Below are 25,858 nucleotides of genomic sequence, written 5' to 3'. Positions count from 1 at the left end.
GTCAAAAAAAGAAGCGTTACTGCAAATGCAGTAACGCTTCTTTTAGTTATTTAATTATCGCTAGTCCTCTGGTGATTGACTATCTAATAGGTATGTTTCCATAAAGTTAATATTTTGACGAATATCATGTGCCATTTCTCGGGAAATACGACCTTCTTCATAATATTTTTGAAGAGAATCACGTTCAGCTTGCAAAGCACGAATACGAATATCATTTTTAACCATTTCAAAATCAGCACTATGCTTTAATGCACCTGTTTGATTTTTCAATCGGCTAAGAATCATTGCTTGTTCACTTTTTAATGAATTAACAATACGTTGATTTTCTGGCGTTGCAATATTAGCTAAATACTTCATCGCCTTTAAGCAACTTTCCTCACGCCAATCTTTAATAGATTGTAAATCCTCTGGTGAAAATTTCTTTTTATCACCCGTTGCTACTTTGCGACGAGTTGTTCGCCATTGCATCAGAAAACGAACAATACTTAAGAAGTAATAACGCATGCGTGTCCTTACACGTTTTTCGATTCGTGTTTTCGTTGCTTGAATCGTTTCTGAAAGTCTGTACGCAATCAATTTTTTGATTTTTTCTTCATGAACATATCGTATCAAAACTTCTTCTTGAATTCGTAAAACATCCAAACGGAGATTTTTTTCTTCGTTCGTCATTTGAATACCGTACTCATTAACGATTTGTCCACGCTGAACTCTTCGGATAGCTGTACGATATTCCTCAATTACAACATGAACGGCAGCTTTTATTTCAGGTTCCGGTTCAGACTCTAATTCTCGAATAACATCTCTGAAAATATCAATTTGCAAACGCGCTTCCATTTCTTCAATTGTTTCGCCTTCTTGATGGACGGCATCTTCTTTCAATAAAATCGGCAAGAGTACATTCGAAATAATTAAGGAGACCAGAATAACACCCGCTGCTAAAAATATAATCAAGGACCGCTCTGGAAATGCATCGCCACTTGCAAGTACAAATGGTATAGACATCGAACCAGCTAAGGTAACGGCTCCACGTACACCTGCGATAGAGATAATTGCGCTCGATTCTAGTTGTTCTTTAACAGTTGTATCATCCTCATTACGTTTTTTCTCGTTGAGTATTCGTGGAATTGCCCATGAGCTGAAAACCCACACAAATCGTAAAACAATTAAAATAACATATAAAATACCAATATATAACATTACTCGCTCATTTGAGATAGCTGAATCTTCCCAGATGCTTTTCAAAATATCAGGTATTTGTGAACCTAAAATAACAAACACTAAACCATTTAATATAAAAACAATAATATCCCACGTACTTGATGAAACCAAATTTAATTTCACCACTTGTGTGTTAACGCTTTTTTTCTCCATTCCATGTACAACCCCACCCATAACTACAGCAAGGATACCTGAAACACCTATTTCTTCAGCAAGTAAATAGATTAGGAACGGCGTCACAATTTGCATAAGGAGATGGATTGTAACATCTTCCATCCCAAAACGACGTAATAAATGTCGCATTCTTAAAATTAGAAAAGCCGCCAATGCACCAACAATTAACCCACCAACTGACACTACTACAAAATTACCTGCAGCGTTCCAAATTGAAAAAGTTCCTGTTACCATGGCTGCAATTGCCATCTTAAAGGCAACTAATCCCGATGCATCATTCATCAAGGCTTCACCCTCTAATAACTGCATGATGTTTTTCGGAAGTTTAATACGATCAGATAAAGAACCAACTGCTACCGCATCTGTTGGCGATAAAATCGCTGCAAGTGCAAAAGCTGCTGGGTATGGAATTGTTGGTATCATCCAATGAATAAAATAACCAACAGCAAACGTTGTTACAAACACGAGTCCCACTGCTAACAATATAATTGGAATTCTAATATTCCAAAGAGCTCCACTGTTCACACGTTTACCATCATTAAACAGTAAAGGTGCGATAAATAATACTAAAAATAATTCAGGATTAAGTTCTAAATGCCAAAGTGAAGGAATAAATGAAAGCACCGCTCCTAAAGCAATTTGTATCAAAGGTACAGACACAAATGGAATAAAACGGTTAATGACGTGGGATAATCCGATAATGATTAACATTACCAGGATAAAATCAAATATTGCCACGATACCCACTCCTAAAGTAATAAATTCTATTGTTATTATCTCATAAAAATTAATGTTTAGTCTAATATTATGACCAGATACTTAACACCCTTTTTTACTTCAATGATATACTTAAAAAAAAGAATGCGAGGACACTAATATGACATTAAAAACAGCTTATGAAAAAACGACTTTTCAATTTGGAAATCATGGTAAACGTGAAGTCGCTTTATTAAACAAAGCGTTTCAAAATATACCGGATAATACACCTGCTGACATGTATGGTAACGGTGAAATAATCACTGCATTTGAAACAAAGATGGCTCGTTTTTTAGGTAAAGAGGCCGCACTCTTTTTCCCAAGTGGTACCATGGCTCAACAAATTGCCCTTCGCATTCATTGCGATGACAAAGCGCTTAATAAAGTTGCCTATCATCCTTTAAGTCACCTCGAAATCCATGAGTCTGATGGTTTAAAAGAACTGCATCATATCGAAACAATTTTATTAGCCGACAAAGATCATATCGTTGATTTAACTGCCATACAAAGTTTAAAAGAACATGTAGCTGCGATTTTATTAGAATTGCCACAACGTGAAATCGGCGGACAACTGCCAAAATTTGACGAACTGGAACGTATTGCCGCTTTCTGTAAAACACACGACATCCGTTTACATCTAGATGGCGCTCGCTTGTTAGAAATTTTACCTTATTATAAAAAAGAAGCATCTCAAATTGTTGCACTCTTTGATAGCGTTTATGTTTCTTTTTATAAAGGGATCGGGAGTATCGCTGGTGCAATTTTAGCAGGTGATCAAGACTTTATTGATAAAGCAATGACTTGGAAAAAAAGATACGGTGGGAACTTAATCAGTCTCTACCCCTATATTATTCCAGCTGACTATTATTTTGATTTACGCGTAAATAAAATGGAGCTTTATTATGAAGCCGCAAAAAAAGTAGCCGTGTTATTGAATGAATGTCCCTCAATAACCACAGTACCCCAAGTACCTGTTTCTAATATGTTTCATATTCATTTTCACAAACCAATTGATGAAATGACCTCGCTTCTAATAGCCTTGTATGAGAAAACAAATATTGGCTTAGCCAATTATCTTCGCCCTATAAACGTCACAGAATGCTCATTCGAGCTAAATTTTGGTGATGCGTTCGCAGAAATAAGTCCTTCTGACTTGAATTTATTTTTCACTGAATTAAACAAATTACTTACTTAAAAAGAACGCTCATCACTGCGAAAAGCATCAGTGATAAGCGTTTTTCTAATCTTCAATAATAATATAGGTCACTTTTAAAGGACCGTGTACACCTACTACTAAAATCGATTCAATATCAGCTGAGTTCGATGGACCAGAAATAATATTAATGACTGATCCGACACGTTCTCCAGCAACAATACGTCGATTATACTCTTTTGCGGCTTGTGTAATACGGGGAACCAATTGACTTTTGGGAGTGATTGCAATGTAATGAACGGGTAAAAAGTGCAATGCACGACCTTGACCAGGTGTTGTTTCAACCGCAACTGATCCGGATTCTGCCAATAAATAATCACCGAAAACAATCCCAATGTTAGCGTTCGAAGCATTGGTAATATTAGTTTCGCGATGTTCATCTCCTGGCAACCATTTTGTAACAGTCGCTTCTGGCCATTCACCTGCTGCTAAATCAGCTAATCCATTAGCTGCAAAACGCTCATCATCTGAAATCATTACCGTCTGATTACCGTATGCATTTGTAACTTTCAGCAATGTTTCACGTAAATCATCTGGAGCTGTTAAAACAACATCTGCTAGTAATGTTTCGCATTTAGCTGTTAAAATCGCTAATAATTCATCCTGTGTTTTATCTGCTAGTTGTGTTTGCGATAAATTATTCACTGGTTCAAAATGCGGTACATCCTCACGTATGCGTGGGCGTCCCAATTTTTCTGCTAAACCATCTAAAAATTTATCACGATTATGAATTTGCGTCATTATTTTCACCTCTTTGTTTCTCTCGGGTTTTAAACCATGTACGGAAATTATCTTTTTCTTTAACCGGACGGGTCATATCGCGAACATCTGTCCAACCTTTAACCATTCCAGGTCCTTTTTTTATGACACCGTTTGTTGAAAAATTAATCGCTGAGACAGGATCATGACTCGTTAAAATTCCCGATCCAAAATGTGCTACTTTCAGCGCTGATTTAAAAAGGAATGGTTTTGCTGTTCCTAATGCTACCGCACGCATCTGTACATCATTAAAACCATGCATTATTTTCTTATCATCCGTTAAAACACGACGGTGTTCAATCAATAAATTATGCAGTGGGATTTTCACGGGACAAGTATCTGTACATGCACCACATAAGCTGGATGCAAATGGGAGCTCTTTAAACTCTTCATAACCACCAATAATCGGTGAAAGAATCGCGCCTACTGGTCCTGGATAAATTGATCCATATCCATGACCGCCGATATGACGATAAACAGGACAAACATTTAAACAGGCACCACAACGAATACATTGTAAGATTGATTGAAATTCAGTTCCTAACACTTTTGAGCGTCCGTTATCAACAATAACAACGTGAAAATCCTCAGGACCATCATTTTCATCTGCTAATTTTGGCCCAGCAAACGTGATATAGGTTGTTAAATCTTGTCCGACAGCACTTCTCGCAAGCAGATTATCTAATACTTCTGCATCTTCGATATTTGGGACAATACGTTCCATCCCCATCACCACAATTTGCGTTTTAGGAATGCTTTCTACCAAATCCGCATTTCCCTCATTGGTAACCAGGTTCACTTGACCTGAGTTAGCAATCGCAAAGTTACAACCTGTAATACCGATATCTGCTTCTAAAAAATGTTTACGCAAAATACCACGAACAAAACGCGCCATTCGTTGAGGATTATCATCACCATCATAGCCCAGTTTTTCATGGAAAACTTTTCTTATTTGTTGTCTATTTTTATGAATATCTGGGAAAACAATATGAGAAGGAGCATCCCAATCGTCTTCTTGTAATATAAATTCAGCTAAATCTGATTCGAAAAATTCAATATGTGATAATTCGCGAATCATTTCATTCATGCCAATCTCTTCTGTTACCATTGATTTGGCTTTAACAATTTTTTTTGCCTTTTTTTCTTCGATGACTTTTTCGATATAATTGCTAGCATCTTCGGCTGTTTCAGCAAAAAAAACATGACCGCCTCGCTTGGCAACATTATCACTAAATTGTTCTAAATAATAATCTAAATGAGTAATCGTATGTTGGCGAATTTGTTCGCCTAACTCACGCCATTGTTCCCAGTTACCAATACGTTCACGGGAACCTTCACGTTTTTCCCATTGACCATCTTGAGATTTTTCAACTGCTCGTTGCATAAATGTATCTTCTTTTGCTTTATCAATTCGTTCTTTAAAAGACTTATCACTTGTTGAAATCGGCATTTTGATAGCTCCCTTCGTTTAAGCTTTCACTTTTACATCATTGTTTAAGACTTCGGCGATATGCATAATGCGGATACGTTTACCATCACGATTAAACTTCCCACCAATATTCATTAAACAACCCATATCTGCACTGATTAAAATTTCAGCACCTGTGTTAACAATATCCTCTACTTTTTCAGTCACCATTTGTTCTGAGATATCAGGCATTTTAACAGAGAATGTCCCTCCAAAACCACAACAGTTTTCAATGTGTGCTAGTGGAATCATTTCTAACCCTTCGACTTCATCTAATAATTGATACGGTGCTTTCTTTTCTCCTAACAAACGCGTCATGTGACATGAGCGATGGTAAGTTGCTTTACCTTCTAAATGAGCACCCACATTTGTAATACCTAGTACGTTAACAATAAATTGTGTGAATTCATATGTCTTGTCATGCAACGCTGCCGCTTCATCACGGTAAATTTCATCATCTTTAAATATCTCTTTATATTCTTTTAACATTGCTACGCACGAACCTGAGGGTCCGACAACGTATTCTGCGTTTTTAAACGCCTTCATCTGATTAATCATTGAAGCACGGCTGTCTTTATGATAACCGCTGTTATAAGTAGGTTGACCGCAACAAATTTGCGATCCTGGTAAATCAGTTTTACAACCAAAGCGTTCCAGTACTTCTACCATTGCTTTTCCTACTTCTGGGAACATCATGTCTACTAAACAAGTTGAAAAAATAGTCACTTTCACAGTTTTAGCCTCTTTTCTCTGTTTTGTTTGTGTCTTTATCCTATTACTCTAGTATAACTTTTTTTAAAACTAATTTCTATTACTAGTCTAAAAAAAATGAAGATTGACAACTGTTGTGCAATCAATCATAATAAATGTTAATTGAATCTACTTATCCAGAAAGGTGGAGGGACTTGGCCCGCTGATACCTTAGCAACCGGAACGATTGTTCACGGTGCTACATCCAACAGTCATTACTGACAGATAAGTGCTGAACGTTAACATTCAACGTTTAACTCTTTGTCTATTTTGACATTGTAGTTAAGCGTTTTTTATTTTCTTAAGGGGGATGACATATGCATCGTAAAGAAATGGTTCTATTTACTGATAAACCTTTAAATCTTGCATCACACGTACAATTAAAAAACATTACGGTTGCCTATGAAACATATGGCTCTTTAAACAAAAATTCAAGTAATGCCATCCTTATTACACATGCCTTGACTGGGGATGCCCATGTTGCGAAACATAGTGACGACGATCAAGAAGGCTGGTGGGATGACTTTGTTGGTGCAGGTAAAATGTTAGATACAGATACTTATTTTTTAATATGCATTAATGTTTTAGGCGGCTGTTATGGCTCGACTGGACCACAATCGTTTAATCCTGAAACCAATCAACCTTACTTGCTTGATTTTCCAACAATCCATGCAAGTGATATGGTCCGTGTTCAAAAAGAGTTACTTTCACAGCTGGGTATTGATCATCTTTTTTGCGTTGTCGGTGGATCAATGGGAGGGATTCAAGCCACTCAATGGGCAATTGATTATCCGGACTTCATCTCGGGAGTAATTAATCTTGCATCACCACTTGCCTCAAGTCCTGAAAATGTTGGTTTTAATCATGTGATGCGTCAGCTCATCCTATCTGATCCTCAGTTTAAAAAGGGACGCTATACAGAACAACCACCAATGCTAGCACATGCTAGAATGTTAGCGATGTTAACCTACCGTACAGATCGGATGTTGGATACGCAATTTAGTATGGCCCCTCTTAATGAAAACACAACAACCACTGAAAGTTGGCACCAGTTATTTGATGTTGAATCGTACCTTAATTATCAGGGTGAAAAATTTATCCAACGTTTTGACGCACTCAGTTTTTTATACCTGACACGTATGATCGATTTATTTGATGCTGTTTCTCCTAATCAAAAAAGCACTTCGATTGCCACTGTGCGCACACCCTATCTTTATATTGCCTTCAAAGAAGATCAGCTTTTTAAAATTGAACAATGTCGCTTTGCTCGAACAATTCTTGAAGCTAACAACGTACCCGTTACCTATCATGAATTAAGTTCAATTTATGGGCATGATGCCTTTTTGATTGAATCAGCTAAAATCAGTCCACTTGTTTCACAATTTCTTGCAAAAATAAAAAAAACAAGTCCTGCTAGTTAGGGACTTGTTTCAGCAATAATATTCTTTTATAAATTTTAAATTACTCATCCAAAATGTGATGAGACTGAAGAAAAACGCTGCGATAGTAGGCACGATGAGTGGTGGTGCGTGTACTTATAAATATGAAATCCTGAATGAACGAGGAGTAACGACCTAGATTAGTGTTTTTTCACTTTCTTTACTTCAACTAGCTGAATTGCTTGTTGCGACATACTAACAACTGTAAACTGATAGCCATCTTCTACAATCGACTCGCCTTCTGTAATAGCAAAATTCGTATAAAGTACCCAACCAGCTAGCGTATAAACTAAATGATTGGCTAACTCTGTATTTAGTAATTCATCGACCTCACTTAACGACGTATCACCTGGAATCATGTAATGATCGGGCGCTAAATGACGAATTTGCCCTGATTCATTAAGACCATCTAAATCACCGACAATGACTTCCAGTATATCTTCCAATGTAACTATACCGCTAGTCCCACCGTACTCATCAGTGACAACGGCAAAATTTTGTTGTTGTTGACGCATCTGCTGTAAGACATCTTGTAAATGCGTCCCCTCAAAAATTTTCATGGCATCGATCATCAGTGACGCCACTGTTCTTTCAAAAATGTTTTGATCGTTCGCCATTTGTGAAATAATTGTTTTAGCATGTAAGATACCTTGCACGTCATCTTTATCATTGTTGCTAACTACTAAATAATTATCAAATGGATGAATTTTAAACATTTCGATTAACTCTTGAATCGTTTGTTCCGCATTAATTGCTTCTACTTCTTTTCGAGGAATCATAATTTCTTGAACCTGCAAATCATCTAATTTAAAGATGTTTTGTACGTATTGATATTCCATCGGATTTACAATACCTTGACGATAACTGTCATTTAAAATAATTTTCAATTCAGTCGGTGTTACACCATTATCTATCTCTGCATTACGTTTCACACCAAAAAGGCGTGCAATCATATTTGCTGACTCATTCAATAACCAGTTAAATGGATACATGGCATAATACCAGATTATTAGCGGACGTGCGACAAATAATGCCGTTTTGTCTGCAGCTTGAATCGAGAGTGTTTTAGGTGCTAATTCACCTACAACAACGTTAACATATGTAATCATTAAAAATGAAATCGCTACAGTGACTGGTCGTTCTATCGTGGCATTCAAAGGTAAGATATCAAATAAGGGTTGCAACCATTTATGCATGGTCGCTTCTCCTAACCAACCAATTGCTAATGCTGCTAGTGTATTGCCTAACTGACAAGCAGCAAGGTAATCATTCATCCGTGAAGTGATAATTTTAACATATTTCGCATTTTTATTACCTGATTCTTCTAACTCACGCACTTTTGTAGGCTTTAAAGCAACAATAGCAAACTCGGCAGCAACAAAAAAACCTGTAATTAAAATCAAAACAATCACTAGAATAGAATTGATAATATCCATGATAAATAGCCTTCTTTCAATTATATTAAATTACTGCTATTTTACTTGAGCAAATTAGATAGATAAAGATACACGCCATCTTCTTCATTTGAATAAGGGTTAACATCCGTTGCTAATGCTTTAATTTCTGGCACTGCATTTTGCATAGCAACAGCATTTCCTGCTAACTCAAACATTGGTACATCATTGTAGCTATCACCAAACACCAAAATATTTTCTGGTTTTAAGTGATAATGGTTAAGAACATATCGAATACCCGATGCTTTAGAGATATTTTCTACAATCACTTCAATATTGTTAAGCGATGATGAAAAATTAGCAAAAGGTTGCACTTTTCCTAACGCTGTTAGTCCTTCGTTAAAACGTTCGATTTCTTCCGGATCTCCGTTATAAAAATAAATTTTAGCGATATCATCATGTTCTGAAGCCTCAATCCAATCAATGACGCCATCTTTCATTGCATTTTCACGCGATAAAAATTCACCATCTTCAACTGAAGCCGGTTGCCCGCTCAGTACATGTTGACGTACCCATTGTTCATCTTCTTTATAAATGCGACGTTTTCCAGCGATTGGGTTTAATTCATAATACATATTCACCTCACGCGAACGATCAACGAGTTCATTAACAAGCTCTTTTGTTAACGCGTTTTTTTCTACAAGTTTACCATCTAAATAAACTGCCATCCCATTGGTTGTTACCATTCCTGTTGGTTCAAATGGAATTGGAAAAGCCCCTTTCATCTCTTCAATCGTACGACCCGTACAGATAAAAACATGGTATCCTCGCTCTTTTAATGCCATTAAATAGTTTAACGAACGCTCGCTTGCTGTATTTTCATTGTTTAATAATGTACCATCTAGATCGACAAAAATCACTTTAATTTTTTCTATATTCATTTATACTCACCCTTCTGTAATTAATTACTGTCTTATTAGAATAACACAAATAGTACACGGATGATTCAACGTCTTATTTTTCTTCACTAAGATACGATTATCTTTCATTATTCATCCATAATTTAACAAAAAAACAGCACGTTGACTTTAAAGTCAACATACTGTTTTTGCTTACTTATTTTCCGGCTGTGACTGGTTTCTTCCATAATCCGAGGATAATAGCTGAAACGACAGAACCGATTAACACAGCTAAGACAAACAACCATGGATGGTTTGCTAATGCTGCTAATATAAAACCACCGTGTGGTGCTGGGAAGTTAATCGCCCATACTTGTGTTAAACCTCCAGCAATTGCGGCACCAATAACACTTGAAACAATCACGCGGATTGGATCAGCTGCTGCAAATGGAATCGCACCTTCTGTAATAAAGGTTGCACCTAATACATAGTTTGAAATACCTGCTTTACGTTCTTCGCTTGTGAATTTATTTTTAAAGAATGTTGAAGCTAAAGCTGTTGCAAATGGAGGTACCATACCACCAGCCATTACAGCCGCCATCATTAAACCGTTTGTGTTACCACTTGTTGTAAAGACACCAATTGAGAAGGCATAGGCTACTTTGTTAAATGGACCACCCATATCAATTGCCATCATTCCACCGAGAACAACGCCTAGTAAAATTGCGTTCCCCGTTCCCATTGTATCTAACCACGTTGTTAATATTTTATTTAAACCACCGAATAATGGATCGAAGAGATAGTACATGATCCCACCAGTGATAAGGAGACCAAAAATTGGATAAAGTAACATAGGTTTCACACCATCTAATACTTTTGGTAAGTGAACAAAAGCTTTACGTAACATTAAAACAACATAACCGGCAAGGAAACCTGCAGCTAATGCACCTAGAAAACCTGCGTTAGCATGTACTGCCATCAAACCACCGACCATACCAGGCATTAAACCAGGACGATCAGCAATACTCATCGCAATAAAACCAGCTAAAATAGGCATTAAGAAGAGGAACGCACCTGTTTCTCCACCTGAAATTGTTGAAAGTAATTTATAAATAGTGTTGTCTGTTCCAAAATTGTTTTCGAAGATAAACGATAGTGCGAGTAGAATACCGCCACCGATAACGAATGGCAACATATGTGAAATCCCATTCATTAAATCTTTATAGATACGGCTACCGATTGATTCATCATTTTCTTTTGAGTTGCTTGTTTCTGTTGATCCGCTACCATGGAATATCGGTGCATCACCCACAGAAGCACGTGTCACTAATTCTTCCGCTTTACGGAAACCATCAGTTACCGGACGTTTCAATAATGGTTTACCATCAAAACGGTCCATTTCAACTTTTTTATCAGCTGCAATAATAACACCATCTGCACGCGCAATTTCTTGAGCAGTTAACACATTTTTAGCGCCTTCAGAGCCGTTTGTCTCAACGCGTATTTCAATACCTAATTCTGCCCCTTTTTTAAGCAAAGCATCTTCAGACATATAAGTATGAGCAATACCATTTGGACAAGCTGTAACTGCAACAACAAATTTACTTGCTTTTGCTTTTTCTACAGTTGGTGAGGCTGGTACTTCTTGTTCTGCTTGTTTTGCATCAAACAAAGCAACGACTTCTTCAGGTGTTGTTGTCGCTTCTAATTTTTCAATGAAATCAGCGTCGATTAATAAACGCGATAATGCTGCAATCGTTTGTAAATGTAGATCCGCACCACTCGCAGGTGCTGCTATCATGAAGAACAGTCGTGCAGGTGCGCCATCAAGTGAGTCAAAATCCACACCTGTTTTACTTTTACCGAATACAACTGTCGGTTGAGAAACTGCTTCTGTTTTAGCATGTGGCATCGCAACGCCTTCACCGATACCTGTACTAGATTGTGCCTCTCGTTCTAAAATCATTTTTTTGAATAAAGCAACATCATCAATACGTCCTGCTTTGTCTAAACTGGCAATTAATTCATCCAATGCTGCTTCTTTCGTTGTCGCTGTCATATCCATCACCATTACTTGTGGTAACATTAATTCTGAAATTTTCATTCTATTTCCCTCCTTTTACTTCTGTTACATTCACTGTCGGAATCAAAGCATCGATTTCTTCACGGGTAGCAATATCGTAAGAGAACGCTGTAGCACTACCAGTTGCTACACCTGTTTGGAAAGCTTTCAATAGATCACCTGACTGTACATAAGCACCTACAAAACCACCAATCATTGAATCACCCGCACCGACTGAGTTTTTGACTGTTCCCATTGGCACATTACTTTCAAAAATACCTTCATTAGTAATGAAAACCGCGCCGTCTCCCGCCATTGATACCAATACGTTTTTAGCGCCTCGTTCTAACAATTTATGACCGTACTTAATAATGTCTGCTTTTGTTTTTAATTCCACATTAAACAAATCTGCTAGCTCATGATGATTCGGTTTTACTAATAACGGATGGTGAGCTAACGCACGTTCTAATGCTTCCCCCGTTGTATCAATCACAAATTCAGCTTTTACTTCTTGGCACATCGCAATAATTTTTTCATAAAAATCATTACCTAATGCTGGTGGCACGCTACCTGATAAGATAACAATATCTCCTGCTTGTAAGTTCTTAATTTGAGCAAAAAAACGTGCTGCTTCTTCTGCCGTAATCGCTGGTCCTTGACCATTTATTTCAGTTTCTTCAGTTGCTTTAAGTTTTACATTAATTCGCGTATCATCTGCAATTTGAACAAATTCATTCGCAATTCCAAAATCATTCAATGTTTGTTTGATAAATTCACCTGTGAACCCACCTAAAAATCCTAATGCATGATTTTCCACGTTTAATGCATTCAATACACGTGACACATTAATACCTTTACCACCAGGTAATTTAATATCATTGCTCATGCGATTAACTTCACCCATTTTTAAATCGTTGACTTCGACAATATAATCAATTGCCGGATTAAGAGTAACAGTATAAATCATAATTATCCCTCGATTATTGTTATTTTTTGCGATAAACGTGCACGTTCATCAGCTGTTAACTGATTCGTGATAAGGGTCGCATCCCCACTATCACATATTTTTGAAAAGAAACTACGGTTAATTTTACTGCTATCTGCTAGAATATAAGCAATATTTGCCAAATTAATACCTAAACGTTTAATTTGAGCTTCATCTGGATCAGGTGTTGTATAACCTTTTTCTGCATCAATGCCGTTAGCTCCAATAAACGCTCGATCAAAATGATAACCTTGGATTGTTTCAGAAGCTATCGCTCCAACAGCTGCCAAAGTACTCATTTTTACTTTTCCACCAATCGTATACGTTGTAATGTTACGTTTCGCTAACGCTAACGAATGTGGTAAGCCATTGGTAACCACTGTAACATTTTCAGCGGTAATAAAATGAATCATCGCCAGCGTTGTGGTACCTGCATCAATATAAATACATTCATCATTTTTAATCAGGCAAGCGGCTTCTTGAGCAATACGTAATTTTTGACTGACCTGTTTATCAGCTTTCTCAATCATATCTAATTCTTTCTGCGGTTCGTAAAAACGGGTAGCACCACCGTGAATGCGTTTCAGTAACGTTTTTTCTTCCAATTCACTTAAATCTCTACGAATGGTCGATTCAGAAGCTCCTAATGCAGTTACAAGTTCATTTAATTTCACAATCCCTTGTTGTTCGATTAAGGCAATGATTCGTTGGTGTCTTTCTTCTGTTAACATAATATCCCTCCGCTCGCTTTTATTCTAACACAAGAACAGTCAAAAACAAGTATTTTCTTCCAAAAACAGTCATATAATTGAAAACGTTATCATTATTGACATATTTAGATTTCAAACTAAAAAAAGCCGCACTTATTTTCTAATGATAATTCGTTCATTAACAGTCAAAAAAAACCGTCTATTAGCTTTTTACTCTAATAGACGGCTTTATTTAAAAGTCTTTCTTTTCTACTTTATCTGAGTCTGTCAAAACAAATTCTGTATATACTTCCTGATAACTTCTCCAAAAATCAGAATTCATTTGTGATGATTTATTAGCAATGAGCGCTTCAGCCAATTCAGATGCCAAAATAATCATTTCCTCACCTCCACGTAAAGCTATTTACTTTATTAAATATATGATACGATTAATTATCAGAATAGTCAATCTTTTTCTCGGGTTTCATTTAAGCAGCTACCCTAATTAGTTAATTCCTAAGGAGGTCATAATTATATATGAAAAACATTATCACTTTGCAATTGTTAAAAACAGGTATCACTCTTTTTTGTTTGCTCTTAGCTAACGGTTTGACCAATTTTGCTATCAGCCTCGAATTTCTTAAACGAACAGGCAGTAGTATTAGCTTTGGTCTTGGATTAGTAATTGGGCCGCTCACTGGTTTACTTGTTGCAAGCGTTCTATTGAAAGTGATTGATCATTATCCAAAAAAAAAACTGGCTTTACTTGGGATAACAGGCATTGCCCTTAGCGCACTGCTCTTTACTTTATTACTTTATTTTACTGCTCTGCCTTTTACACTCATCGCTATTTTTCACTTGGGAAATACGGGGATTTTCATTAGAATGTTTAACTTATCCTTTCTCGCTAGCAACCTCGCCCTTGTTGGTGAAAAAAACCTTGAAAAAGCTAGCGCTGTCGAGCAAGGAACATTTTCACTACTCGTCATTGTTCAACCTGCCCTCGCAGCCTTTTTATGGAATTTTTATGGGATAAAGTTATTGTCTCTCTTCGCTTTTTTATTAACTTTACTCCCTTTTTTACTCATTCTTAGTATGAATTTTTCTCGCTTCGTTCAACCAAAAAAATCAACAGTCTCCGCTACTAATAGCTTTTCTAACAGTTTTAAATTATTGTTTCACCAAACCGTTATTACCAATGTCTTTTGGTTAATGCTTATCTTCAGTTTTTTTATGGCAAGTTATCAAGTATTGTACCCTTTTCTTCTATTGGAACATTATCAAATTCATCCCCTCACATTTGGTATAATCACCTCTATCATAGGAATTGTTGCTGTTTTCGGCAGTATTTTACCTTTTTTTACTCATTCACGCCATTCGCTCAAATTAATTAAATCTGCTCTTATAATTTTTGGTTTTACCTTTCTTCTACTCGGTATTTTTTTATTTTTATCCTCTTCCATCACTTTCACTTTAATCAGTTTTATTATTATAGGCTCATTACTGTCATTTATAAACAGTATTATTGAACCGCTATCATATGCCTATGTTCAACGACATGCTGTTCAAGAGACAATTGGCGCTTTAACAACTGTTTACTATACGCTCTTAGAATTAACGATTCCGATTGGAACACTTCTAGCCAGTACTCTCATTCTTTATTTCACTGATTATTTTGTTTTTATTTTATTTGGCGTTTTTATTTTAACTCTTATTCTAATTTTAAATAGAAAGGATAAAAATAATGAAAAATAAACCTTTACTCCTAAATCAAATCATTGGAAAGCGTAATTTAGCTGATAATAAAAAAGATTTGGATTTCAAAAACAACATACTCACTATCTTTAAAATCCGTCTAGAAACCGCTACTTTCAACTGACCTCTCTCAAGATATTTCATCTTTTTTTAATAGCTAACAAAAAAATAAGCGTATCTCCTCTAATAAAAAAGGAGACACGCCTATTTTTAATATGATTGAATTAAACAGTTGTAAACGTCCGAGCATTGTGACGAGTATGTGCAATAAGCCATTTGACAACCATTCGTTCAATGTCATCGAACTGCTCAAAGAAACCGTGATCGGCACCTTCTATAATAACCATACGTGAGCCTTCTGGTAAAATATCTTTCACACGTTCGCTACTCTGTTTAAGTACCTTTTCTTCTGCTTGTGTCCCATGAATAATTAGAACAGGCATTTTCACATCACGCCATAATTTATCTTGATTAACATTTTCGAATGTATCGACGAGTGATTGACTGACGCACATTTTTTCACGCCAAGGATCGTTTGGTAAAATTTCGTAGTAAAAACCTTTTTCCTCCAATGATGCTTTCTGCTCATCATCCAACTGAGATATTTCTTTAAAGGGAACAGAACCCGTAACAGGTCCTGTCAAAACCACCGCCAACACATCATCATCAAGTGCATTTAAAGTCACTAAACCGCCTAAACTATGACCATATAACATTAACTTTCGATAACCTCGTGAACGTGTAAATCGTTTCGCTGCTTCTAAATCTGCTATAAATTGATTTAAGGTAATGACAGCATCTGGAGATTCGCCACATCCACCAAAATCAAACGTGAGAACAGTAAAACCTAATTGATTATAACGTTCCGCAATACGTGTAAAGCGATTGCTTGATGTTTTATTTGAAACAAAACCATGCGATAAAATAACCGCTGTATCATTGACACCTTGATACCAATAACCGATTAATTTTGATTGATTTGCTGTTGTGAAAGTGACTTTTTCCATTTGCTATTCCTTTCTGTTGCTATAAAAGCTAACTTTTTTATGTTGTGATGCAAATAATCCAAATCCAACAATAACAAATACTGATGCTAACAATACATATAATACTGATACCCATGAGCCTGTAACATCATGTAAAAGTCCAAATAATGTTGGCCCCATAGCGGCAAACAGATAACCGACAGCTTGTGACATACCCGCTAAGTCAGACGCCTCACGCACAGTATCTGTTTTTAAATTGTATAACATCATTGATAATCCGAAGGTAAGTCCACCAGCTATACCAATCGCGATTGCTGAGATCCATACAAAAGTGAAACTCTGTTGTGAGATGCTGTAAATCAATCCACTGAACCCGATGAAGAAGGCACCCCCACCAATCCAAACCAAACTACTTTGGTTTTTTAAGCGGTCAGATAATAGTGCAACACCAAATGATGCAGGTAGTTGAGCCATTTGTACAACAAACAATACCCATCCTGCTGTTGCTGGATCCATACCATTATTGCTGAGCATTGTTGGTAACCATGCCACCATACTGTAAAATGAGAGTGACTGAATCCCGAAGAAGACGGTCACTGACCATGCCAATGGATTTTTCCACATATTGACTTTAACAGCTGGCGTTGTCTCTGTTTTCAAAGCAACTTTCGGTGCTTCTGGTTTTAAGAGCATTTGTGGTATCCATAAAACCAATGCTGCGAACGCTACAAGCGCCCATATTCCGGCTGTCATCTTCCATCCTAAACCAAGACCTGCGGATACAGGAACACTTGTACCTGATGCGATAGCGGCTGTAATATTCATAAATAATGTATATAATCCAGTCATATATCCGATACGTAATGGAAAATCCATTTTGATTAGCGCTGGCAATAACACATTTGCAAACGCAATCGACATTCCTACAAAAAATGTTCCAATTAAAAAGATATTTACTCCGCCAAATAAACGGACAATACTAGCAATTAGTAAAAATACGATAGATAAGAACAATACTTTTTTCATACCAAAACGATTACCAATGCGTGATATAAACGGTGAAATAATCGCAAATGCTAATACAGGTAATGTTGTAATTAAACCAGCAACAGTTGCCGAAATATTTAAATCCGCTTTAATTTCATTTGTTAGTGGACCCAAAAGCGTGATGGGTGCTCTTAAGTTCATTGCCAAAACAAAAATTGCTAATAACAGCAAATATTGTTTCGGCTGGTTTTTGATTGACTCTTTCATTTTAAACCTTCCAATCTGAGAGTGAATTCACAATATAAGTCGGTTGTTTCTCAACCGTTTCTAAATCAGCTCGTTGTGTGAAGCCTGATAAAACTAAGAGAGTATCGATGTCACTGTTGATGCCCGCTGAAATATCCGTTAAATAATTGTCACCAACCATTAAAACTTCGTCTTTTGTCAGTTTTAATCGGTCTAACGCTAGATGCATCAATGTTGGAAATGGTTTACCTATAAATGTAGGTTCCTGACTCGTTGCTGTTGCTACAAAAGCAGTTAGAGCACCGTTTCCTGGCATTAAACCTATTTCCATCGGCAGCGCCTTGTCAGGATTAGTTGAGATAAATAACGCACCTTTAGCAATCGCTAATGTTGCATGTGCCAATTCTTTATAAGTAACTTCTGGATTCATTCCAATAATGACAACATCCGGTTGTTCCTCAGTTTGTTGATAGCCTGCCGCTTCTAATTCCTTGAACAAACCAGCTTGTCCAATCGTGTACATCGCTTTTCCACAACCTTGTTCATTTAAATAATGAACGGTTGCTTGTGATGATGTCACCACATCTTTTGCTTCTGCTGGAATGCCCATTTTTTGCAAACGTTCTGCCACTTGTTGTGGTGATGTTGTTGAGTTGTTTGTCACAAAAACATAAGGAATACCTTTATCTGCTAAATGATTAACCATTGTTACAGCTTCTGGTATTGGTTTGCCTCCATGATAAATTGTGCCGTCTAAATCAAATAAATATGCCTTATACTCTGTCATTGCTCTCAACATCTCCTTGTTTAGTATCCGTAACTTCTTCGACTGAATGACTTGTTATTTCTGTCGGTTGCTCTAATTGAGTTTCTGCAACACCTTCGGTTGGTAATGCTGGTGCCATTGACATCGGTAACTTTTTCAAAACAAAGTACGCACAACCAAAATTACAATACTCATACAAATAATCATTTAACGTACTGATACGCGCATCAAAATTAGCTTTTTTGTTACTATCTTCAAAAAAACCTTTTAAACGCAACTTCTCAAAACCCCAATCACCCACGATATAATCGTATTTTTTCAGGACTTCGCTATATCGCTCGAAAAATATTTCTTCTTGAAAACCTTCACGATAGTCACGTGCAATCTCGTAAGGTTGACCATTAATCATCAACATCTTTTCTACCTCTTTTCATTCAATAAATTTTCTTCTACTATATTTCTAATGAACTGTTCGCTTTTCAATGAAACGTCGAGTTCTTTTATGACTGGAAAAAGCGGCGCAAAAATAAAAGTATCTGTCGTTGCTACCTTATATATTTTATCACGTATTATAGGTGTATTATCCCATAAAACGTAACCTTTTTTGTCAAATGTAATACGAGGGAATAAAATTTGACCAAAGACCTCACCTCTAAAGCCGTAACCTCTCAACGGGTAGTCTCGTAAACTATCGGCTTGTTCCATTATTTTCCTTGCTAAAAAAATTAATTGATTGCCTGTTAAACTTAGTACAAAAGGGTTTAACGGATGAGGTAAACATTGATGTATATCAAAACGAGTAATATCGCCTCGAGGTAAATCGGTTAAATAGATTCCCGCGTTCACTAAAAATGTATCTGCCTCTACCGCTTCACATATACTCTGATTCACAAAAGCAGACAGTTCACTTTCCTCATACCAACTATGAGTAAGTTCATGCGGCCGTGTCGCAACAACCTGACTCAATAATTGTTTGCCTGTTTCAAAAAACAATTGTGTTTGCAGATGATCTTTTGTGGTAGCTACTAGGTTATCTACTTTATGTGCAATTGCCTCTTTAGACACAATCGTTTCAGAGTTGAAGTTTAATGTTACTTCCCCAACATATTCCCCGTAACGACCACAAGCTGCTAACAAAACACCGTTAACAAACTTTCCCTCTTCAAGTAAATGATGTGTATGTGAACCAAGAATTAATGTGATTTCAGGATAACGTTCAGCAATTTTTTCGTCCATTGGTAAACCAAGATGGGATAGGAGAATAATCGTTGACACATCTTCTGGTAAACTGGCTAACACGCGTTCTAACGCAGCAATGGGTTCTTCCGTTTCCCAATCAAGTAAATCATAAAATTGTGAAAAAATAACGGTTAAGGCTATTACAGCGATTTTCTCATTGTCACGTTCATAAATAACAAAATCTTTAAAAGGACTCATTGTATTTTGAATATTGGCGCACAACACATCCCCTGTGTAGTCATCATAAAGATGCTGTAATTGTTCTTTAGATAATGTTGTGCCTTCATTATTACCAATTGTAACTGCATCATATGGAATATGATTTAAGAGGCTTGTATTCGCTTGTCCTGCAGTTGCTTCAGTTAAAGGATGCACACGATCAATAAAATCACCAATATCAAAAAAGAGCGCTTTATCGTCAGTCGCTTTCTTCTCCTGTAAAAAACGTTCTATTTTAGGCCAATTTTCCAAGTGGCTATGTATATCATTGGTATGATAAATTTTTAATTGCACGCATCTTCCCCCTTCAAACAACTTGTCTATTAATGAGTATGAAAACTTTGAGTTTGTTTATTTACTATATTTTAACCTACTTTGTTAAAAAAGGCATCTTTTAATTCCTTGCTTTTTAGTCGGATTAATAAAATCCATACAATTATTAAAATTAGATGATAAATTTCTCATTTTTTTCACATTTAGCATTGCATTTTTTAAATTTAAGCCTATAATTATGATTGTTATTAAAATATATCGTAAGGAGGCGCTCAAATGTCGCCACATTATTCATCAGTCGTTCTACGCTTTTTTGTTCAACTTGCTATCTTTATTATTATCAGTGTAGTCGGGTTTTATCTTTGTGATTGGTTAATCAGCAGATTTCTACCTAATCATCACTGGGCGACATTCGCACGTCTCGTAGCAGGCTGTATTATTTTCACTTATGCCCTCTCATTTAATCAAAAATTATGTTATGCAAAAATGAGCCGTCGCCAACGTGAAGACGCTAAATAATTGTCTTTTAAATTTTTCCAACGTAATGTATCACACTTAAATTAAACAGCATCGCCTAAATTCGTAAGTGAATTTAAGCGGTGCTGTTTTTTTATAGCCTTAATCGTTCACTTAGAACTATTATCTTTACTTTAAATAAATTTTCTTGAAATCAATAATATCTTTTTTAGAAAAACCAATCACTTCAGAAAGATAATTTTCAACTGAACCAAACGTATTATCCATTGTTTCTAATGCATTGAGGATATACGCCCCATTTACTTCCAATCCACGTTTTATTGCTTGTGCAACGACTGGTTCTAATGAAGTAGTTGCTAATATCTGCGACATCATTCGCTCATTCTCAACCGCACGACCTGGGTTGCTAAGTAAATAATCACGTAAAATCGTTTTATTGTCCACTGCTAAGGTTTTAAGTACTAATGCTGCTGCAAAGCCCGTACGATCTTTTCCAGCCGCACAATGCCAATATGTCGCCGTGTCTGGTGTTGCTAACAAATCGTGCATAAATGCGCGATATCCTGTTTGCGCCGATTCATCTGTTACCAAGCGACGGTTGATATTTAATAAGTAGTCATTGGATTCTGGTGCTTTAGCTACTTCTGCAATGATATCCTCAAGACTTGCACCATGACCTAAGTCCGTCATTACGGCGATGTGAATATCTTCAACACCCTCAATTTTTTGATTAGGTAACTCCGAAATCTCAGCTAACGTTCTAAAATCAACCACACGTCGTATATTAAGCGTATCATGGATCATCACTTTGTCATGATCTGTTACAGCATTTAAGGCTGCACCACGTATCAATCGATGCGGCTTAATCACACGATTTTCAGTTGTTAAATAATTGCCTAGATCTCTCACATTGACTGCACCTTCTAATTCTATAAACGGATTGTGTAAATTCTTCATCATTTTCATAGTCATTATTCTCCTTCATCAAATAAATTTAACTGACGGTTAGCAAGTCCTTCGTAGTGCAAACCACTTATTTTTTGCAAACTTAAACCATTGTCTGCTGCATCACCACCTGAGTTGTTATTGAAAACAATGTACAATGGCACTTTTATCTCTAAGCTTTTCTTCTGAATATCTACTAACTCAGCTTCTGAATAACGATACAAAGTTCTCACTTCACGCCATTCATCACCATCTGTTCTTTTAGCCTGTACCCACCCTGCTTCATTACGACCATGTAGACGAATAAAGGCTTTTGAAGCAGTCACACGATTGATATAAGGCACTGTACTTTCTCCTACCTGTGGTTGGTCAACGATTGTGTGTATATAACGCTGTTGTTCTAAAAAATGAAACATCTCTGCTTGTACAAGTTTGTCATACCAACTTGCATGTCTAAACTCGATTGCAACTTCGACAGGGAGCCATGCTCTTATTTTTTTTAAGTAGGCAATATTCTTAGCCGAACAGGTGAAATAAGGTGGAAATTGAAACAGAATAAATGCGAGTTTATTCGCTTTAGTCATTGGTTCAAACGCTTCCATAAAAGATGCAAACACTTCTTTTTGTTGACTTTCATCTAATTGCTCGACATCAGTAACATCATGCAAAGTCATTTGACGATTAGCTTTGACAATAAACTCAAATGTTGTCGGAGTACGTTGAACCCAACGTTCGACCGATGAAACACGTGGTATCGCGTAAAAAGATGTATCAACTTCAACAACTGGAAAGTAGGCTGCATAATCTTCTAGCTGTTGACGCTGAGGTCCATGATACACGCGTGGGTGGTCTGTCCAACCAGTCAATCCTATTTTCCACATCATTATTCGACTCCTTCTAGTTCTGTCTTCTCTATCATATCGTTACATTTAACTGGTTGCAAAGATTTCTCTGCCATCCTGCTGATTTGTTTACTTTACTCTTAAAAAGAGAAAAAACACTCTGATAAAAATATCAGAATGTTTCTCTTATTAATGCATGAGGTTGATTTACTTTTATATTCTCTAGTAAATATCACCAAAACTTGTGGAATTTCAAAAATATCATTTTGTTAAAAAAACAAACTTTTATTTTTTCCAATTTATTCAGAGCTAGACGTTTGTGTTTACTTTTATCATACAATTAAATTAAGTGCCAATGCGCCACCTAATCCTACAATTGAAATCACAGTTTCCAGAGCTGTCCAAGTTGCAAACGTCTCTTTAATTGACAGATTAAAGTACTCTTTAAACATCCAGAAACCTGCATCATTAACATGTGAAGCAATTAAGCTTCCCGCTCCAGTTGCAATAACCATTAAGGCTGGATTTGTTCCAGTAGCTGCCATCAATGGAACTACCAATCCTGCTGCTGTTAAAGCCGCAACAGTTGCTGATCCTAGACAAATACGTAAAACAGCTGCAAACAACCATGCTAAAATAATTGGTGATAAACTTAAATCTGTAAACATTTTAGCAACGTATTCACCAACGCCACCCTCTACAAGTACTTGTTTAAAAGCACCACCACCACCGATAATAAGTAACATCATTGCAATTTGTTGAATTGCTTTTGACATTGAATTCATAAGCTCTTTCATCGGAATCTTACGGGCAATTCCCATGCTATAAATCGCGAATAACAAGGATAACAACATTGCCATACCTGGTGTACCGATGAAAGCAATCGCTTCATCTACTTTAATATTACTACTGAAAGTTAGTGACTCTTTAAGTAACTCGTAGACCGTTGCAATAGCCATTAAAATAACTGGAAATAACGCAGTTAATGTACTTATACCAAATCCCGGTGTTTCTTTAAGTTCGAATTTTTTTTGTTCGCCTAAAGCAGCAATGTTACCTGTTCGAGCAAATGCATCTGGTACAATTTTTTTTGCGAATTTAGTATAAAGTGGCCCTGCAATTAAAGCGGTTGGAATCGCAATAATCATGCCGTATAAAAGTACCATACCAATATTTGCTTTGTAAATTAACGCAATCGCTGTTGGTGCTGGATGTGGAGGTAAAAATCCATGTGTTACAGATAAAGCTGCCGCCATTGGAATCCCTAAATATAAAATCGAAATCCCCAATTCACTTGCAATTGTAAAAATAATTGGAATTAAAAGTACTAAACCTACTTCAAAGAAGAGTGCAATACCAATAATGAATGAGGCAATGAGAACAGCAATTTGTATTTTTTTACGCCCAAATTTATTAATTAAAGTAACCGATATACGATAAGCGCCACCTGAATCTGCCACTAGCTTACCAAGTACGGCTCCAAAACCAAATACAAGGGCTAAATGACCTAATTGACTACCGATCCCTGCTTCAACCACACCAATAATTTTATTCATAGGAATACCTAATGCAATCCCTACACCTATTGCTACTATCACTAATGATACAAATGTGTTCAGTTTAAATTGAATAATGAGTAATAATAAAACGATAATCCCGATTCCGACAATAACTAACTCCATTTATTCCGCCCCCCTAACTATAATGTATATTTACGTTGAAAATCAGCTAATGTTGCAAATTCTGTTTGTAATAATCGTGTTGTTCGAATAAAGATAGGAAAAAGTTCACGGTAAGCCTCGAAATGTGCCTTATTTGGAATATGAGTATGTGTCACACCAACCATAGACGATACCGATTCTAATGAATTGACTAAATCCAGTTCTTCCATTGCGAGCACTGCTGCTCCTAAACACGAACTTTCAAAGCTTTCAGGGATAACCACCTCTTGTTCAAAAATATCAGCGAGCAACTGACGCCATAAACTAGAACGAGCGAAACCTCCCGTTGCATGAATACGTTTAGGTAATGGTGCAATTTCTTCTAATACTAGTAGCACACTGTATAAATTAAAAACAATCCCTTCAAGTGCCGCTCTAATCATGTGATCACGTGTATGTCTATGTGTTAAACCAATAAATGTCCCTTTTGCATCAGCATCCCATAATGGTGCACGTTCACCGCCTAAAAACGGATGAAAGATTAAACCATTTGACCCTGCCGCAATTTGACTTGCTTTTTCAGTTAAAAGATTGTAATTTTCACTATTTGTTAATGTGTCTGATGGATAGAGCTGATCGCGCACCCAACGAAATACAATCCCACCATTGTTTACAGCACCGCCAATTACCCATCGATCTTTTGTTAATGCGTAACAGAAAGTACGTCCTTTCGGATCAACACGTGGTTCATTAACAACCATTCGTACAGCACCACTTGTACCTATTGTTAGGGCTAATGTTTTGCCGTCAATCGCATTAACGCCAAGATTAGATAACACTCCATCGCTAGCACCTATAAAAAATGGCATTGATACAGGTAAGCCCATGACATGCGCATATTCCTTATCTAGCCCGGTAATTGAAACATTTGTTTCAACGACCTCTGACAAATAGCTAGCATCTATTTCTAATAAATCAAGTACACCTTCATCCCAATCTAACGTATGAATGTTGTACATTCCTGTTGCTGATGCAATTGACATATCAACTATACGACGTTTAAATAATCTCAAAAAAATGTATTCTTTAATCCCGATAAAATAACGCGCTTTTTTATATAGAGCTGGTTCATCGTTTTTCAACCATAATAACTTACTTAGAGGCGACATCGGATGTAAAGGTGTCCCTGTTCGTTTGTATATTTCTATCCCGTTTAGTTCATCTTTAATATGTTGTGTCCAACGATGCGCTCGATTATCAGCCCATGTAATTGATTGTGTCACTAATTGTTCTTCTTTATCTAATAAAATCAAGCTATGCATTGCACTTGAGAATGAAACGCCTGCAATTCGTCTTCTATTTACACCAGCGTCACGAACAATATTTGAGATAACGCTTACAACTGCAGTTAAAATTTCATCAGGATTTTGCTCTGCTTTATCTGGTTGATCTTGAATTAATGAATATAATTTATCTGATGTGGCTATCACTGTACCATCTGTATCATAAAGCACACCTTTTGTACTTGTTGTACCGATGTCCATACCGATTACTAAATCTAACGCTGTCATTTTAACACCCCTTTATTCAATTGTTCTACTTCTTCCCAGTCGTAGGACGTCATACGTCTATCTACAATAGAATGATAACGCTTAC

Annotated in this window: 23 protein-coding genes and 1 riboswitch; of the genes, 4 read left to right on the top strand and 19 right to left on the bottom strand. The window is 36.6% G+C overall.

The window, feature by feature from the left end; genetic code table 11:
• Positions 1-60: 60 nt before the first annotated feature.
• Positions 61-2,130 (bottom strand): Na+/H+ antiporter, encoded by a 2,070-nt coding sequence (locus tag V6S17_RS02915; protein ID WP_029090698.1) that lies wholly within the window; start codon positions 2,128-2,130, stop codon positions 61-63.
• A 139-nt stretch (positions 2,131-2,269) separates the two neighbouring features.
• On the opposite strand from V6S17_RS02915, the gene V6S17_RS02910 reads away from it, so the two are divergent.
• Positions 2,270-3,343 (top strand): threonine aldolase family protein, encoded by a 1,074-nt coding sequence (locus V6S17_RS02910; RefSeq protein WP_029090699.1) that lies wholly within the window; start codon positions 2,270-2,272, stop codon positions 3,341-3,343.
• 45 nt (positions 3,344-3,388) lie between these two features.
• On the opposite strand, the gene V6S17_RS02905 is transcribed toward V6S17_RS02910, so the two are convergent.
• From V6S17_RS02905 to V6S17_RS02895, 3 genes are read right to left on the bottom strand one after another with little or no spacing between them, the layout of a single operon-like run.
• Positions 3,389-4,102 (bottom strand): LutC/YkgG family protein, encoded by a 714-nt coding sequence (locus V6S17_RS02905; RefSeq protein WP_036026763.1) that lies wholly within the window; start codon positions 4,100-4,102, stop codon positions 3,389-3,391.
• Complete coding sequence (locus V6S17_RS02900; protein ID WP_029090701.1) at positions 4,086-5,570, bottom strand: LutB/LldF family L-lactate oxidation iron-sulfur protein; 1,485 nt, start codon at positions 5,568-5,570, stop codon at positions 4,086-4,088. The genes V6S17_RS02905 and V6S17_RS02900 overlap by 17 nt, the downstream gene beginning before the upstream one ends.
• An 18-nt stretch (positions 5,571-5,588) precedes the next feature.
• Positions 5,589-6,320 carry a (Fe-S)-binding protein gene (locus V6S17_RS02895; RefSeq protein ID WP_029090702.1) on the bottom strand — a complete coding sequence of 244 codons (732 nt, stop codon included), beginning with the start codon at positions 6,318-6,320 and terminating at the stop codon, positions 5,589-5,591.
• 148 nt (positions 6,321-6,468) lie between these two features.
• A riboswitch (SAM riboswitch) is annotated at positions 6,469-6,570 on the top strand.
• Between the two features lie 85 nt (positions 6,571-6,655).
• Between V6S17_RS02895 and metX the strand changes: the two genes are divergently transcribed.
• Positions 6,656-7,759, top strand: a complete 1,104-nt coding sequence (gene metX, locus V6S17_RS02890; protein WP_029090703.1) for a homoserine O-acetyltransferase MetX — start codon at positions 6,656-6,658, stop codon at positions 7,757-7,759.
• 158 nt (positions 7,760-7,917) lie between these two features.
• Here metX and V6S17_RS02885 read toward each other — a convergent pair whose 3' ends face one another.
• From V6S17_RS02885 to V6S17_RS02860, 6 genes are all read right to left on the bottom strand, one after another.
• Positions 7,918-9,213: a hemolysin family protein gene (locus V6S17_RS02885; RefSeq protein WP_029090704.1), complete on the bottom strand. Its 1,296-nt coding sequence runs from the start codon at positions 9,211-9,213 to the stop codon at positions 7,918-7,920.
• Between the two features lie 41 nt (positions 9,214-9,254).
• Positions 9,255-10,112, bottom strand: coding sequence for a Cof-type HAD-IIB family hydrolase (locus tag V6S17_RS02880; RefSeq protein ID WP_029090705.1), 858 nt, complete (start codon positions 10,110-10,112; stop codon positions 9,255-9,257).
• Between the two features lie 175 nt (positions 10,113-10,287).
• On the bottom strand, positions 10,288-12,174 hold the full coding sequence (locus V6S17_RS02875) for a PTS fructose transporter subunit IIABC (RefSeq protein ID WP_029090706.1): 1,887 nt from the start codon (positions 12,172-12,174) through the stop codon (positions 10,288-10,290).
• Between the two features lies 1 nt (position 12,175).
• On the bottom strand, positions 12,176-13,099 hold the full coding sequence (gene pfkB / locus V6S17_RS02870; protein ID WP_029090707.1) for a 1-phosphofructokinase: 924 nt from the start codon (positions 13,097-13,099) through the stop codon (positions 12,176-12,178).
• 2 nt (positions 13,100-13,101) lie between these two features.
• Positions 13,102-13,848 (bottom strand): DeoR/GlpR family DNA-binding transcription regulator, encoded by a 747-nt coding sequence (locus tag V6S17_RS02865; protein ID WP_029090708.1) that lies wholly within the window; start codon positions 13,846-13,848, stop codon positions 13,102-13,104.
• Between the two features lie 211 nt (positions 13,849-14,059).
• Complete coding sequence (locus tag V6S17_RS02860) at positions 14,060-14,206, bottom strand: hypothetical protein (protein WP_154657727.1); 147 nt, start codon at positions 14,204-14,206, stop codon at positions 14,060-14,062.
• A gap of 137 nt (positions 14,207-14,343) precedes the next feature.
• Here V6S17_RS02860 and V6S17_RS02855 point away from each other — a divergent pair, with 137 nt between their 5' ends.
• A complete protein-coding gene (locus V6S17_RS02855; protein ID WP_029090709.1) occupies positions 14,344-15,561 on the top strand; it encodes an MFS transporter in 1,218 nt (405 codons plus the stop codon).
• A 224-nt stretch (positions 15,562-15,785) separates the two neighbouring features.
• Here the strand turns inward: V6S17_RS02855 and V6S17_RS02850 are convergent, their stop codons facing one another.
• The 5 genes from V6S17_RS02850 to V6S17_RS02830 are packed head-to-tail and all read right to left on the bottom strand — an operon-like array spanning position 15,786 to position 20,298.
• Positions 15,786-16,568 (bottom strand): alpha/beta hydrolase, encoded by a 783-nt coding sequence (locus tag V6S17_RS02850; protein ID WP_029090710.1) that lies wholly within the window; start codon positions 16,566-16,568, stop codon positions 15,786-15,788.
• 3 nt (positions 16,569-16,571) lie between these two features.
• Positions 16,572-17,801 (bottom strand): CynX/NimT family MFS transporter, encoded by a 1,230-nt coding sequence (locus tag V6S17_RS02845; RefSeq protein WP_036026764.1) that lies wholly within the window; start codon positions 17,799-17,801, stop codon positions 16,572-16,574.
• 1 nt (position 17,802) lies between these two features.
• Positions 17,803-18,567, bottom strand: coding sequence for a TIGR01457 family HAD-type hydrolase (locus tag V6S17_RS02840; protein WP_029090711.1), 765 nt, complete (start codon positions 18,565-18,567; stop codon positions 17,803-17,805).
• Positions 18,554-18,961, bottom strand: coding sequence for a YutD family protein (locus V6S17_RS02835; protein ID WP_069124588.1), 408 nt, complete (start codon positions 18,959-18,961; stop codon positions 18,554-18,556). The genes V6S17_RS02840 and V6S17_RS02835 overlap by 14 nt, the downstream gene beginning before the upstream one ends.
• Positions 18,962-18,966: 5 nt before the next feature.
• Complete coding sequence (locus V6S17_RS02830; RefSeq protein WP_036026765.1) at positions 18,967-20,298, bottom strand: bifunctional metallophosphatase/5'-nucleotidase; 1,332 nt, start codon at positions 20,296-20,298, stop codon at positions 18,967-18,969.
• Between the two features lie 255 nt (positions 20,299-20,553).
• Here V6S17_RS02830 and V6S17_RS02825 point away from each other — a divergent pair, with 255 nt between their 5' ends.
• The gene (locus tag V6S17_RS02825) at positions 20,554-20,796 is read left to right on the top strand and encodes a hypothetical protein (RefSeq protein WP_029090713.1); all 243 of its coding nucleotides are present in this window, start codon (positions 20,554-20,556) and stop codon (positions 20,794-20,796) included.
• 126 nt (positions 20,797-20,922) lie between these two features.
• Here the strand turns inward: V6S17_RS02825 and V6S17_RS02820 are convergent, their stop codons facing one another.
• The 4 genes from V6S17_RS02820 to gntK all read right to left on the bottom strand — a co-directional run bounded on the left by V6S17_RS02820 (position 20,923) and on the right by gntK (position 25,773).
• Positions 20,923-21,720 carry a tyrosine-protein phosphatase gene (locus V6S17_RS02820; RefSeq protein WP_051457241.1) on the bottom strand — a complete coding sequence of 266 codons (798 nt, stop codon included), beginning with the start codon at positions 21,718-21,720 and terminating at the stop codon, positions 20,923-20,925.
• A 5-nt stretch (positions 21,721-21,725) separates the two neighbouring features.
• Positions 21,726-22,583 (bottom strand): DUF72 domain-containing protein, encoded by an 858-nt coding sequence (locus V6S17_RS02815; RefSeq protein ID WP_051535938.1) that lies wholly within the window; start codon positions 22,581-22,583, stop codon positions 21,726-21,728.
• A gap of 290 nt (positions 22,584-22,873) precedes the next feature.
• On the bottom strand, positions 22,874-24,223 hold the full coding sequence (locus V6S17_RS02810; RefSeq protein WP_029090715.1) for a gluconate:H+ symporter: 1,350 nt from the start codon (positions 24,221-24,223) through the stop codon (positions 22,874-22,876).
• A 17-nt stretch (positions 24,224-24,240) separates the two neighbouring features.
• Positions 24,241-25,773, bottom strand: coding sequence for a gluconokinase (gene gntK, locus V6S17_RS02805; RefSeq protein WP_029090716.1), 1,533 nt, complete (start codon positions 25,771-25,773; stop codon positions 24,241-24,243).
• Positions 25,774-25,858 lie beyond the last annotated feature (85 nt).

This window comes from Brochothrix thermosphacta DSM 20171 = FSL F6-1036 (assembly GCF_036884295.1).
Taxonomy (GTDB): Bacteria; Bacillota; Bacilli; order Lactobacillales; family Listeriaceae; genus Brochothrix; species Brochothrix thermosphacta.
Note: the sequence above shows the minus strand (reverse complement) of the source record. Positions and strands in the feature narration are given on the sequence as shown.